The organism is Achromobacter sp. SLBN-14 (assembly GCF_006715415.1).
Lineage (GTDB): Bacteria > Pseudomonadota > Gammaproteobacteria > Burkholderiales > Burkholderiaceae_B > Achromobacter > Achromobacter mucicolens.
Genome location: NZ_VFNE01000001.1, coordinates 5,199,149 through 5,212,764 on the forward strand (window position 1 = coordinate 5,199,149; position 13,616 = coordinate 5,212,764).

Genomic DNA, 13,616 nt, shown 5'->3' on the forward strand with positions numbered 1-13,616 from the left:
ATGGGGCAAGGCGTGGCGCACTTTCCATGGACTTTCTGATCTCGGCTGCGGCGCGCGCGCTGGCGGCGGGCGACCCGCTGGGTGCGTTGAACCACGTGGCGCTGCGTAGCGACGCGCCCGCGCTGGCCTTGCGCGGCATCGCCATGGCGCAGCTGGGCGATCTGGCGCGCGCGCGTAGCTTGCTGCAAGGCGCCGCCCATGCTTTTGGGCCGCGGCAGGCCGTGGCGCGGGCCCGCTGCGTCGTCGCCGGGGCCGAAATCGCGCTGGCTTCGCGTGACCTGGGCAATGGCGAGAAAGCGCTGGATGCCGCGCGCGCCACGCTGCAGGCGCACGGCGATGTGGTCAATGCCGCGCATGCCGGTCACCTGGCGGCCCGCCGCCAGTTGCTGCTGGGGCGTCTTGACGAAGCCGAGCGCACGCTTGCCGGATTGGACGTGGCCGCGTTGCCGTGGGCGTCGCGGGCCATTCATGAACTCATCGTCGCGGGCATCGCCATCCGGCGCCAGCAGGCTGCGGCAGGCCGGGCCGCACTCACGCGCGCGGCGCAGTGCGCCGGCCAGGCAAGAATCCCGGCGCTGATGGCGGAAGTGGAACACGCCGAACGGGCGCTGGACGCGCCGGCGGCGCGGCGCATCGCACCCGACGGCGAAAGAAACCTGTCGCTGGACGAGGTCGAGGCGTTGCTCGCGTCCGGGGCGCTGGTCGTGGATGCCTGCCGGCACGCCGTGCGCGCAGCGCATGGGACCATCGCGCTGGCCGGCCGCCCCGTGCTGTTTGCGCTGTTGCGGGCGCTGGCGCAAAACTGGCCCGGCGAGGCGACGCGTGAGGCGCTCATCGCCCAGGCCTTTCGCACGCGCTATTTCGACGACACGCACCGCGCGCGCCTGCGTGTCGAAATGGGCCGTCTGCGTGCCGTGATCGGCCCACTGGCCGGCGTGCAGGCCACCCGGCACGGCTACGCGCTCAAGCCCCGTGTGGCGAGCGACGTGGCGCTGCTGGCGCCCGCGGGCGAGGAATCGGATCCGGAGGCGGGCGCGCTGCTCGCCTTTCTGGCCGACGGCGAGGGCTGGTCGAGTTCGGCGCTGGCGCTAGTCATCGGGTCCAGCCAGCGCACCGTGCAGCGCGCGCTTGAGACGCTGGCCGCGGCCGGCAAGGTGCAGGCCTTCGGCAAGGGGCGCGCGCGGCGCTGGATGCTGCCGCCCGTGCCGGGATTCACGACAAGCTTGTTACTTCCGGTGATTCTGCCGGGCCATTAGCATGAACGGACCCCCTACAAAAGGAAGCCGACATGAAACGATCCCAAGCCGAAATCCTGCGTGAATATGGTCCGTTCCCCGGTGTCGATGCGGTCCACGGGCTGACCTACGACGGCGAACAGGTGTGGTTTGCCACGGGCGACCGCCTCGTCGCCATGGACCCCGTGACCGGACAGACCTCCCGCGCGCTCGACATCACGGCCAACGCGGGCACGGCCTTCGACGGCACCTATCTCTATCAGATTGCCGATGGCCACATCCAGAAGGTGGACCCCTCGAGCGGGGAAGTCCTGTCCACGATCCCCGCGCCGGGCGGCGACTGCGTGTCCGGCATGGCGTGGGCCGAAGGCAGTCTGTGGGTCGGCGCCTACCGCGACCGCAAGATTCATCAGGTCGATCCCGGCACCGGCAAGGTGCTGCGCACGATTGATTCAAACCGCTACGTGACAGGCGTGACGTGGGTGGACGGCGAGCTGTGGCATGGCACCTGGGAAGCGGAAGAAAGCGAGCTGCGGCGCCTGGAACCGCGCACAGGGCAAGTGCTGGAGACCGTGGAGATGCCGGCGGGCGTGGGCGTGTCAGGACTGGAATCCGACGGCGGCGGCACGTTTTATTGCGGAGGCGGCGAGAGCGGCAAGGTGCGGGCGGTGCAGCGCCCCGCAAAAGCGTCCAGTTGACCCTGGACAATGGGAAAAGTACAACATTAGTGGATATGAGAAGTATTTGCATTTAAACTTCGTGCCGATTTGTCACTTTTATTCCAATTCGGTAGGAAGCCACAATGCAAGATCAGAGACGCGTCGCGCGCGGCCCCCTCGTTCACCCTCGTTTTGTGCTGCGCCGCACGTCGGCGATGGTTTTTCTGGCGTTGGCCTCGGCAGGCGCGGTCGCGCAGGAGGCCGCTGTCGCCACGCTGCCGTCGGTGCAGGTGGTGGGCGACACCGCCAACGCGAACACGACCGAGGGAACCGGTTCCTACACGCCGCGCGCCACGGCGGCCAGCACCGGGCTGTCGCTGTCGCTGCGCGAGACGCCCCAGTCGGTCACCGTCATGACGCGCCAGCGCATGGACGACGAGGACATGCGGTCGCTGGCGGACGTGATGGCCAGCACGCCCGGCATTTCGGTGCAGAACTTCGATAGCGAGCGCTACACCTTCAATTCGCGCGGCTTCAGCATCACCAACTACATGTACGACGGCGTGCCCACGGCGTTCGACGTGGGCTATGCGGCAGGCGAGTCGTCCGTCGACCCGATCATCTACGACCGCGTGGAAGTCGTGCGCGGCGCCACGGGCCTGATGACGGGCGCGGGCAATCCGTCGGCCTCGATCAACCTGGTGCGCAAGCACGCCGACAGCCGCGAGTTCAAGGCGGACCTGAGCGCGGGCGTGGGCACGTGGGACACCTATCGCGCCACGGCTGACCTGTCCACGCCGCTCAATGCCGAGGGCAGCGTGCGCGGCCGCATCGTGGCGGCGTACCAGGACAACCATTCGTTCCTGGACTACTACCAGAACAAGAAGAAGGTTTTCTACGGCGTGGTGGACGCCGACCTGACCTCGCGCACGACGCTCAGCGTGGGCTACAACTACCAGGACAACGAGCCAAAGGGCAGCACGTGGGGCGGCTTTCCGCTCTGGTATGCGGACGGCGGGCGCACCGATTGGCGCCGGTCGCTGAACACCGGCGCGCGCTGGTCCTCGTGGGGCAGCACCACGCAGGGCGCGTTTGCCAGCCTGGAGCACCGCTTCGACAACGACTGGCGCGTGCAGGCCGTGGGCTCGTATTCCAAGAATGAAATGGACGGCAAGCTCTTGTACCTGTACGGCTGGCCGGACCGGGAAACCGGACTGGGCATGGGCGCCTCGCCGGCCTGGTATCTGGGCGATCGCAAGCAGAACGCGCTGGACCTGAAGGCAAACGGCCCGTTCACGCTGTTTGGCCGCCGCCACGAGGCCGTGGTGGGTGCAAGCTTCAACCGGCAGAAGGGCGACTTCAACTACCGGTCTGCCATCGGCGCTGCCGCCGTGGGCAATTTCCTGGACTGGGACGGCTCGTATCCTGAACCCGGCTGGAACGATTCGATCATTGCCAACCGCTACACCACCACGCAGACCGGCTGGTACGGCGCGCTGCGCCTGAACCTGGCCGACCCGCTCAAGCTGATCGTGGGCGGCCGCTACAGCACCTGGAAGACCAATTCGGTCGGGTTTGGCGGCGAAGGGCGCACCGAATTCGACAAGAACGACTTCACGCCATACGCCGGCCTGCTGTACGACATCAATGACACCTACACGGCGTACGTCAGCTATACCGGCATCTTCAATCCGCAGACCTATCAGGACCGCAACGGCAACTGGCTGGACCCGCTGGAAGGCAAGTCGTATGAAGCCGGCATCAAGGGCGAATGGCTGGACGGCCGCTTGAATGCCAGCGCCGCCGTCTTCCAGATCGACCAGGACAACGTGGCGCAGGCGGATCCCGGTCAGATGGTGCCGGGCACGACCAACCAGGCGTACACGGCGGCGCAAGGCACGCGCAGCCGCGGGTTCGACCTGGAGCTGTCGGGCGAAGTGACGCCGGGCTGGAACGTGGCGGCCGGGTGGTCGCACTGGACCGCGCGCGATGGCGACGGCAACGCGATCCAGACCGACCAGCCGCGCAGCCTGGTGCGCGTCTTCACGACCTACCAACTGCCGGGTGACTGGAACCGCCTGACGGTGGGCGGGGGCGTGAACTGGCAAAGCCACGTTTACACCATCGCCAGCGGCCCCAACGGCGACGAGCGCGTGGGGCAGGGCAGCTATGCCGTGACCAACCTCATGGCGCGCTACCGTTTCAACCGCAATCTGTCGGCGCAACTGAACGTGAACAACGTGTTCGACCGCAAGTACTACAGCCAGATCGGCTTCTACAGCCAGGGCGCGTGGGCCGCGGGCCGCAGCGCGATGCTGACGATGCGCTACCAGTACTGATCGCAGGCGCGCCTAGGCGGGGCCGATCGGCCCCGACGCCGCCCGCGCGGCCTCGGCAATGCTGGCAATGAAGGCCTTGGCGGCTTCCGGCATGATGCGCCCGGCCAACGTCTGCACCTCGAAGTGGCGCTCGTTCATCTCGCGGTCGCGCAGGGGCACGGCGACGATTTTTCCCCACGCCAGGCGGTTGCGGATCGCCAGTTCGCCGCAGAAGGCGACCCCGCCGCCCGCGCTGGCAAAGCCGACCAGCGCGTCGATGCTGCGGCTGGTGAACGCCGGCTCGCAGTGCAACTGCTGGCGGCTGCAGCTGATGTCGATCAGCTGGCGCAGCGTGGAATCAGGCGTAGGCAGTGCAAGCGGATACGCCACCAATTGCGCCAGCGCCAACTCGCGGCGGTCGGCCAGCGGATGGCCAGCCGAAAGGATCGCGCGCACCGGCGCGGGCACGCGCGCTTCCACGCGGATATCGCGTTGAGACGTCAGGCTGAGCGTGACGCCGATGTCCGCCGAGCCGTCCCGGATGCGCTGGGGAATCTCCTGCTGCGAGCAGACATCCAGCGAAAACCGGATACCGGCGTAGTGCTGCCGGAACGCCGCGATGGCGGCCGGGACGAATTCCGACGCATAGCCCTCGGTGCTGACGATGCGCACATGACCCTGGCGCAGCCCGCGCAGCGCCAGGATGTCGCCCGCCACGCGCTCCACGTCCTGCTGCATGCGCTTGGCGTGCGCGGCCAGCAGTTCGCCGGCGGCGTTCGGAACCATGCCGCGCGCACGGCGCTCGAACAGCAGCGTGCCCAGTTCGCGTTCGACGCGGGCAATCTGCCGGCTGACGGCCGACGGGGCGACATCAAGGCGGGCGGCGGCTTCGCTGACCGAGCCGGTGCGCACGACTTCCAGGAAATAGCGCAGGGAAATCTCCTGCAGGACGCGAGGGTTCATGGTCGGATCCAAGGTTTGCGGAAAGCGCAAAGAAGAATTCTAACCATTGATATTGCTGCAAAGCGTCGGCCGCCTCTAGGATGTGGGCATTCCTTGCGCTCTCATTCGCTAGCACAGCCATGTTTCAATCCGACGCTCCCTCCAAATCCCCCGTTCTGGATTCGCTCCGTCAAGCAAAGCCGGTGCTGTGGACCGGCCCTGAAACGCGTGCGGCTGCTGGGCCGGGCGCGCACTTCCTGATGGACCAGGTGCTGTCCGCGCAAGAGCGCTTTGCGCGGTTTGCGCCGCTCTTGGCGGAATTGTTTCCCGAGCTGGCCGCAACGGGCGGCGTGATCGAGTCGCCGCTGTTGCCCGCCGCCGCCATGCAGGCGGCCATGGGCCTGCCGCAGGACGCGGGCCGGTTGTGGATCAAGGCAGACCACGCGCTGCCGGTGGCCGGGTCGATCAAGGCGCGGGGCGGGATCCACGAGGTGCTGGAATTTGCCGAATCCTTGGCCATGCGTGAGGGTGTGCTGCGCCAGGGCGACGACTACCGCAAGCTGGCCGGCCCCGAGGCCCGCGCCGTGTTCGGCCGTTATCAGGTCGCCGTGGGGTCCACGGGCAACCTGGGCTTGTCGATCGGCGTGATCGCGTCGGCGCTGGGATTCCGCTCGGCGGTGCATATGTCGGCCGACGCGAAGGAATGGAAAAAGGCGCGGCTGCGCGCGCGCGGGGTCGAGGTCGTCGAGCACGCGGGCGACTACGAAAAGGCCGTGGCCGCGGGCCGGGCGCAGGTCGAAGCGGATCCGTTCGGTTATTTCGTGGACGACGAGCGGTCGGCGTCCCTGTTCATGGGCTACGCCGCCGCCGCGCTGCACTTGCGCGTGCAATTGGGCGAAGCCGGCGTGCGTGTGGATGCCGAGCATCCGCTCTTTGTCTACCTGCCTTGCGGCGTGGGCGGGGCGCCGGGCGGCATCGCGTTCGGCCTGACGCAGCTTTTCGGCCCCCACGTGCATTGCTTCTTTGCCGAGCCGGTGCAGTCGCCGTGCTTCCTGGTGCGAATGATGGCGGGCCGCGGCGAGCTGCCGGGCGCGCCGGCGTCCGCATCGGTGTACGACGTGGGTCTGACCAACGTGACCGAGGCCGACGGCCTGGCGGTGCCGACGGCCTCCGAATTGGCCTACGCGGCCGTGGGCGCGCAACTGCGCGGGGTCTACACCGTGGAAGACGACACCTTGTACGCAGACCTGGCGCGCGTAAAGGACAGCGAAGGCCTGCGCATCGAACCGTCTGCCGCCGCGGGTTTCAGCGGCCCCCGCCATCTGTGCGGCACCGATGCCGGCCGGGCGTGGCTGCGGGCGCAGGGCCTGCAGGCGCACCTGCCGCAGGCCACGCATCTGGCCTGGACGACGGGCGGGCTGTTCGTGCCCGACGAAGAATATGACCGATTCCTGAGCCGTGGGCGTTCGCTCACGGCCGGCAACTAGGCGCCGGCAGACGCGCCGCATCTCCACCACCTACCATCGAGCACCGCCATGAAAACCTCGTTTCTTGCAGTCAGTCTCGCTTTTGCCAGCACCCTCGGCGCGGCCGCGCCCGCCGTGGCCCAGGACGCCTATCCCTCGCGTCCGCTCACGATGATCGTCCCGTTTCCGCCGGGGGGCGCCACGGACGTGCTGGGGCGCGTGGTGGCCCAGAAGCTGGGACAGGAACTGGGACGCACGGTCGTGGTGGAAAACCGCGCCGGCGCGGGCACGGTGATCGGCGCGAGCTACGTGGCCAAGGCCGCGCCCGACGGCTATACGCTGCTGGTGAGCTCGGGCACGACCTTCACGGTCAATCCGGCCATCCAGGCCAACCTGCCGTATGACCCGGTCAAGAGTTTCGAGCCCATCGGCATCGTCGGCCGCACCGGCCTGGCCCTGCTGGCCAACCCCAAGGTGCCGGTCAAGGACCTGAAGGAGTTCGTCGCGTACGTGAAGGACCCGGCGCATGACCAGCCGCCGTACGGCTCGTTCGGCACGGGCACGACCGCGCATTTCGTGGGCGAGGCGTTCATCTCCGCCGCCAAGCTGAAAATGACGCACGTGCCGTACAAGGGCAGCGCGCCCGCGATGACCGACCTGATCGGCGGCCAGATTCCTTTCTCGGTCGATACCGTGGCCGCAGCGTTGCCGCAAAGCAAGCAGGGCAAGGTCCGTGTGCTGGCGGTGTCCAGTCCCAAGCGTTCGGCCTTCCTGCCCGACGTGCCCACGTTCGCCGAACAGGGCTATCCCTCGGTCGCGATGGACACGTGGCTGATGGTCGCCGCGCCGCGCGGATTGCCCGCCGACGTGAAGACGCGTCTGGAGCAGGCGCTCAAGGCCACGGTGGAATCGCCCGAAGTGGTCAAGAGCCTGGAGGCGCAAGGCTTTGAGGCCGCCTTCGCCAGCGCCGCGGAAGGCGAGGCGCTGATCCAGAAGGAACTGCCCATCATGCGCGAAGTCGCGCAACGGGCCAACATCAAGATCGACTGAAGGAAGACGACGATGGCTTTGGACGACTCCCTGGTATCGCTGACCGCCGTTGAATTGCGGCGCATGATCGGCGCCCGCCAGCTTTCGCCGGTGGAACTGCTGGAAGCGTGCATCGCGCGCATCCAGGCCGTGAACCCGTACATCAACGCCGTCACCGCCACCGCCTTTGAGCGGGCGAGGGCGGAGGCCCGCGCGGCCGAGCGCGCGGTGATGGCGGGCGAGCCGTTGGGCCTCCTGCACGGTTTGCCGATGGGGGTGAAGGATCTGGAGCCCACGGCCGGCGTGCTGACCACCTACGGTTCGCCTCTGTATCGCGGCCACGTGCCGGACGAGGACATCGAACTGGTCGCGCGCCTGCGCCGCGCGGGGGCCATCGTCGCCGCCAAGACCAACGTGCCCGAGATGGGCGCAGGCGCCAACTCGCGCAACACGGTGTGGGGCGCTACCGGCAACCCCTTCAATCCCAACCTGAATGCGGGCGGTTCGTCGGGCGGTTCGGCCGCCGCCCTGGCCAGCGACATGCTGCCGGTCTGCACGGGCTCGGACACGGGCGGCTCGCTGCGCATTCCCGCGTCCAAGTGCGGCGTGGTCGGATTCCGGCCATCCCCGGGCATCGTGCCCAGCGTGCGCAAACCGCTGGGCTGGACGCCGATCTCGGTGGTGGGACCGATGGGCCGCACCGTGGCTGACGCCTGCCTGCAGATGGCGGCCTCCGCCGGCCCGCACGCTGGCGATCCGCTCAGCTATCCGCTGGACCCGCTGCAATTCTTGAACCCCGGCATCGCCGACCTCGGCTCGCTGCGTGTGGCCTACACGGAAGACTTCGGCGCGTGCGACGTGGACGACGGCATCCGCGCCACCTTCCGCGAAAAGATCGCGGCCATGCGTCATCTGTTCGCGGCCTGCGATCCGATCGACCTGGATGTCGGTGAGGCCCATCGATGCTTTGACGTGCTGCGCGCCGAGGCCTTCGTCGCCGGCATGCGCGACGCGTACGAGAAGGATCCGTCCAGCCTTGGCCCCAACACCCGCGCCAACTTCGAGATGGGCGCGGCGATGAGCCTGAAGGACTGCGCATGGGCGCAGGCCGAGCAGACACGCCTGATCAAGCGTTTTCAACGCGCTTACGACGATTACGACCTCATCCTTTCGCCCACGACGCCCGTGTCGCCCTTCCCGTGGACGCAGTTGTATGCAGACAAGATCAACGGTGTCGCCCAGGAGAACTATTACCGCTGGCTGGCGCTGACCTATGTCGTCACGCTGACCACGCACCCGGCGCTTACCTTGCCTTGCGGGCGCGATGCGAACGGCATGCCGTTCGGCCTGCAGATCGTGGGCCGCTTCCGTGGCGACCTTCAGGTGCTGGCCGCGGCGCAGGCGATGGAGCAGGCCTTCGCGGGCACGGACGCGCTGCGTCGTCCGCGCCCCGACCTGGCCGCGCTGCGCCCGGCGGAACCGGCGCTGACGTCGATCGTGACGGCCCCGCCGCTGCTCGATGGCGGCGGTGAGGCGGGGTCGGTGTCGGCGGTGTAGCGCACCGTCATCACGCTGCGGGCCTCGCACGGGCCCGCGCCTGGTCAGCAACAAGGCCAGCACGCCGCAACACGCGGTTTGCTGGCCTTTCGCTATTACGGCCTAGTCCGTCTTCTAGGGTTATTCCTGACTAAAAGCTGATTGTCAGCCGTTTGTCAGGAAGGTTTAATCACTCCAAAGTTGCGCATCAGACGCATCAGACGGCAGACGAAAGCCCATCGCAGGCCGTTCGCGCCGCACCCTTGCAGCCGTAGTAACTACACGCTGGTCCATGTAGTCCACCCCAGGAGACAACAAGCCATGCAACACGTTACAAAGCCCCGCCGCCGCAAGTTCATCTCCGGCGCCGCCGCCGCCGGCGCTGTGGCGCTAGGATTTCCCGCCATCACCAAGGCGCAGAACGCACCCATTTCCTTCCGGTTCCAGAGCACCTGGCCCGCGACCGACATCTTCCACGAATTCGCCCGCGACTACGCCAACAAGGTCAACGAGATGGCCGGCGGCCAGTTGAAGATCGAAGTGCTGCCCGCGGGCGCCGTGGTCAAGGCGTTCGATCTGCTGGACGCGGTTTCGGCGGGCACGCTGGACGGCGGCCACGGCGTGGTGGCGTACTGGTACGGCAAGAACACGGCCGTGGCGCTGTGGGGGTCGGGTCCGTCGTTCGGGATGGATGCCAACATGCTGCTGGCGTGGCACGAATACGGCGGCGGCAAGGAGCTGTTGGTCGAGATTCAGAAGGCCATGGGCGTGAACGTGCAGTCGCTGATGTACGGACCGATGCCGACCCAGCCGTTCGGATGGTTCAAGCGGCCTGTCACGAAGGTCGAGGACGTCAAGGGCGTGAAGTTCCGCACCGTGGGCCTGGCCATCGACATGTACACGGCGATGGGCGCGGCCGTGAACGCGCTGCCGGGCGGTGAAATCGTGCCGGCGCTGGACCGGGGGCTGCTGGATGGGGCGGAATTCAACAATGCCTCGTCGGACTTGGCGCTGGGTTTTCAGGACGTGTCCAAGATCTGCATGCTGCAGAGCTTTCACCAAAGCGCCGAACAGTTCGAGGTGCTGTTCAACAAGGCAAAGTACGACGCCTTGCCGGAACACCTGAAGCACATCCTGAGCTATGCCGCGCAGGCCTCCAGCGCGGACATGTCCTGGAAGGCGGCGAACCGCTACTCGCAGGACTACATCAAGCTGCAGAAGGATCACAACGTCAAGTTCTACAAGACGCCGGACGCAATCCTGCAGCAGCAGCTCAAGATCTGGGACGAGATGATCGCCAAGCGGTCGGCCGAGAACCCGCTCTTCAAGAAGGTCCTGGATTCGCAGCGCGCGTTCGCCGAGCGGGTGGGGCGCTGGCACGGCGACACCACCGTCAATTACCGCATGGCTTACAACCACTACTTCTCGCGTAGCACCAAGCCAGCCTGACGCGGTTTCACGCAGGCCACGCGCGCCGCTGAGCCGGCGCGCGGCGCCTCGCCATGCGTGTCCAGGGTCCGTGCGCGTCAGCGGCAGGATAGCCGCTTCGTGAGCGGGCCCGACTCCAGGACCTTCGATGATCCGAATCGTACGTTTCATAGACAGCATCTCCACCCTGGTGGGCAAGACGTTTGCCTGGCTGATCGTGGTGCTGACGCTGCACGTGTGCTGGGAAGTTGCCGCACGCTACATCCTGAACCAGCCCAGCGCCTGGGCCTTCGACCTGCAGATGATGTATTACGGCATCCTGTTCATGATGGCGGGCGCCTACACGCTGGCCAAGAACGGGCATGTGCGCGGCGACATCCTGTATGGCTTTCTGCCGCCGCGCGTGCAGGCCGGCCTGGACCTGCTGCTGTTCATCGTCTTCTTCTTTCCCGGCGTGATCGCCCTGGTGTGGGCCGGCTGGTATTACGCCGGCTATTCCATCGCCATCCGCGAACACTCGTCACTGATGGCCAACGGGCCGCCCATCTATCCCTTCAAGGCCTTCATCCCCGCCGCCGGCGCGGTCCTGCTGCTGCAGGGCGTGGCCGAGGTCATGCGCTGCATCCTGTGCCTGAGGCAAGGCGACTGGCCGTCGCGCGAAGAGGACGTCGAGGAAGTGGACGTCGACAAGCTCAAGGAGATGGTGCACGTGAAGGACGAAGACATCGCCCAGCTCGATCGTTACGTCACACCCGGGGAGTCGAAGCGATGAAAGTCCACAAGGCTTTGTGGTTCGGCCTGTCGTGCATCGCGCTGGTGCTCCTGATGATCGCGTTCCTCACGCCGTGGGACAACCTCACCACCGGTCATATCGGGTTGCTGATGCTGGCCCTGATCGTGGTGGCGATCATGCTGGGATTTCCGACCGCGTTCACGTTGATGGGCATGGGCGTGCTGTTCACGTTCCTGGCGTACTACATGCAGAGTTCGGACCCGGGGCGGTCCCTGGGCCAGACGCTGGATCTGATGGTGCAGCGCACGTACGCCACCATGACCAACGACTCGCTGATCTCGATCCCGCTCTTCGTGTTCATGGGCTATCTGGTCGAGCGCGCCAACCTCATTGAAAAGCTGTTCCGGTCGATGCACCTGGCGCTGGCGCGGCTGCCGGGCGCGCTGGCGGTCGCAACGCTGGCTACCTGCGCCATCTTCGCGACGGCCACGGGGATTGTCGGGGCGGTGGTCACGCTGATGGGGCTGCTGGCGATGCCGGCGATGCTCAAGGCCGGCTACAGCGTGCGCCTGACGGCCGGCTCCATCACGGCGGGCGGGTGCCTGGGCATCCTGCTGCCGCCGTCGGTGATGCTGATCGTGTATGGCGCGACCACCGGCGTGTCGGTGGTGCAGCTGTATGCGGGCGCGCTGTTTCCCGGCATCATGCTGGCCATCCTGTACATGGTCTACGTCATCATCGTGGCCAAGCTGCGTCCCGACATGGCGCCGCCGCTGCCCGAGAACGAACGCGGCGTGCCGCTGCCGCCCGGGACGGCGGCGCTGGCGGCCGGGCCCTACACGCGCGCCGTGTCCGGCATGCTGGCCGCAATGTTCAAGGGCCGGCGCAACAGCGCGGTGTCGTTCGGGTACCTGACGCGCAACATGGCCATGGCGTTGACGCCGCTGGTCGTCACCGTGCTGATGCTGGCGGTCGTGCACCACGCACTGACAAAGCCGCCCGAGGTCTACGAGATTCCCGCTGAATTGCGCCTGGGCTCCAGCGACTTCGATTCCGGCTCGGGGTTGAGCGAGCCGCCCGTCGATGGGCTGGCCGAGCCGCCCTCGAACGACCTGCCCGAACCGCCTTCCAACGAGCTGGCCGAACCCCCTGGCAGCGCGCCCGCGGCGTCCGGGCTGAGCGAGCCGCCCGGCACGCCCGCCGCCCAACCGCCAGCCGGCGCCGCAGCACCCGCGCAATCCGGCGCTGCCGCCGAGGCCGAACCCCGGATCGCGGCGCCCACGGGCTTCTGGATCTTCGCGGGCATATGCGCGGTGATTCTGGCGGTGTTCTACGCCGCGCTGACGTGGGCGCGGCTGGAAATCTTCAAGATGCTGATGGGCTCGTTCTTCCCGCTGGCGGTCATGATCGCGGCCGTGCTGGGGTCGATCGGCTTCGGCCTGGCCACCCCCAGCGAGGCCGCCGCGATGGGCGCGATGGGCGGGGCCTTGCTGGCGTTGGCCTATCGCCGGTTAAACCTGCCGGTGCTGCGCGAATCGGTGTTCCTGACCGCCAAGACCAGCGCCATGGTCTGCTGGCTGTTCGTGGGATCGTCCATCTTCTCGGCGGCGTTCGCCCTTTTGGGCGGACAGCGCATCATCGAGGAATGGGTGTTATCCCTGGGATTGACGCCGATCCAGTTCCTGCTGCTGGCGCAGATCATCATCTTCCTGCTTGGCTGGCCGCTGGAATGGACCGAGATCATCGTGATCTTCATGCCGATCTTCGTGCCGCTGCTCAATACGTTCGGCATCGACCCGCTGTTCTTCGGCCTGCTCGTGGCGTTGAACCTGCAGACCGCATTCCTGTCGCCACCGGTGGCCATGTCGGCCTTCTACCTGAAGGGGGTGTCACCGCCGCACGTGACGCTGAACCAGATCTTCCTGGGCATGATGCCGTTCATGGGAATCCAGGTCGTCGCCATCTTCCTGTTGTACATGTTCCCGGGGATCGGCATGTGGCTGCCGACGGTGCTGTACCGGTAGGGCGCGATACGGTGTCTGACACCCGCGAGATGTCGTCGCACATTGACGACGCGCTTGCCCGGGTGTCAGACACTGACTTTTTCAGCGATGCCGCACCGGTGTCTGACACCCTGGGGAGATGATCGTCAGCCCGCAACAGCGTCTCAACGGGTGTCTGACACCTTGAATTTTTACTGCCCGGACGCCGCCGACAGCGACACCTGGCCGAACGTCATCCATACATGCGCGGTTTCCGATGCCTGCGCG

10 protein-coding genes are annotated in these 13,616 nt (G+C 67.0%); 9 read left to right on the forward strand and 1 reads right to left on the reverse strand.

Annotation, left to right across the window (positions count from 1 at the left end; all coding sequences use genetic code 11):
* Positions 1–26: 26 nt before the first annotated feature.
* The 3 genes from FBY20_RS23835 to fhuE all read left to right on the forward strand — a co-directional run bounded on the left by FBY20_RS23835 (position 27) and on the right by fhuE (position 4,233).
* On the forward strand, positions 27–1,256 hold the full coding sequence (locus FBY20_RS23835; protein WP_142054953.1) for a helix-turn-helix domain-containing protein: 1,230 nt from the start codon (positions 27–29) through the stop codon (positions 1,254–1,256).
* Positions 1,257–1,288: 32 nt separating this feature from the next.
* The gene (locus FBY20_RS23840; protein ID WP_142054954.1) at positions 1,289–1,933 is read left to right on the forward strand and encodes a glutamine cyclotransferase; all 645 of its coding nucleotides are present in this window, start codon (positions 1,289–1,291) and stop codon (positions 1,931–1,933) included.
* A gap of 104 nt (positions 1,934–2,037) precedes the next feature.
* Positions 2,038–4,233, forward strand: coding sequence for a ferric-rhodotorulic acid/ferric-coprogen receptor FhuE (fhuE, locus tag FBY20_RS23845; RefSeq protein WP_142054956.1), 2,196 nt, complete (start codon positions 2,038–2,040; stop codon positions 4,231–4,233).
* A gap of 12 nt (positions 4,234–4,245) precedes the next feature.
* Here the strand turns inward: fhuE and FBY20_RS23850 are convergent, their stop codons facing one another.
* Entirely contained in the window at positions 4,246–5,175 is a 930-nt protein-coding gene (locus FBY20_RS23850; protein ID WP_142054958.1) for a LysR family transcriptional regulator, read from the reverse strand.
* A gap of 119 nt (positions 5,176–5,294) precedes the next feature.
* Here FBY20_RS23850 and FBY20_RS23855 point away from each other — a divergent pair, with 119 nt between their 5' ends.
* From FBY20_RS23855 to FBY20_RS23880, 6 genes are all read left to right on the forward strand, one after another.
* A complete protein-coding gene (locus tag FBY20_RS23855) occupies positions 5,295–6,641 on the forward strand; it encodes a D-serine ammonia-lyase (protein WP_142054960.1) in 1,347 nt (448 codons plus the stop codon).
* 48 nt (positions 6,642–6,689) lie between these two features.
* Positions 6,690–7,670 (forward strand): tripartite tricarboxylate transporter substrate binding protein, encoded by a 981-nt coding sequence (locus FBY20_RS23860; protein ID WP_062840986.1) that lies wholly within the window; start codon positions 6,690–6,692, stop codon positions 7,668–7,670.
* 12 nt (positions 7,671–7,682) lie between these two features.
* Positions 7,683–9,206 carry an amidase gene (locus FBY20_RS23865; protein WP_142054962.1) on the forward strand — a complete coding sequence of 508 codons (1,524 nt, stop codon included), beginning with the start codon at positions 7,683–7,685 and terminating at the stop codon, positions 9,204–9,206.
* A gap of 300 nt (positions 9,207–9,506) precedes the next feature.
* Positions 9,507–10,634, forward strand: coding sequence for a TRAP transporter substrate-binding protein (locus tag FBY20_RS23870; protein ID WP_056318248.1), 1,128 nt, complete (start codon positions 9,507–9,509; stop codon positions 10,632–10,634).
* Between the two features lie 127 nt (positions 10,635–10,761).
* Complete coding sequence (locus tag FBY20_RS23875) at positions 10,762–11,385, forward strand: TRAP transporter small permease subunit (protein WP_142054964.1); 624 nt, start codon at positions 10,762–10,764, stop codon at positions 11,383–11,385.
* Positions 11,382–13,370, forward strand: coding sequence for a TRAP transporter large permease subunit (locus FBY20_RS23880; protein ID WP_142054966.1), 1,989 nt, complete (start codon positions 11,382–11,384; stop codon positions 13,368–13,370). Before FBY20_RS23875 ends, FBY20_RS23880 begins: the two co-directional genes overlap by 4 nt.
* Positions 13,371–13,616: the final 246 nt, after the last annotated feature.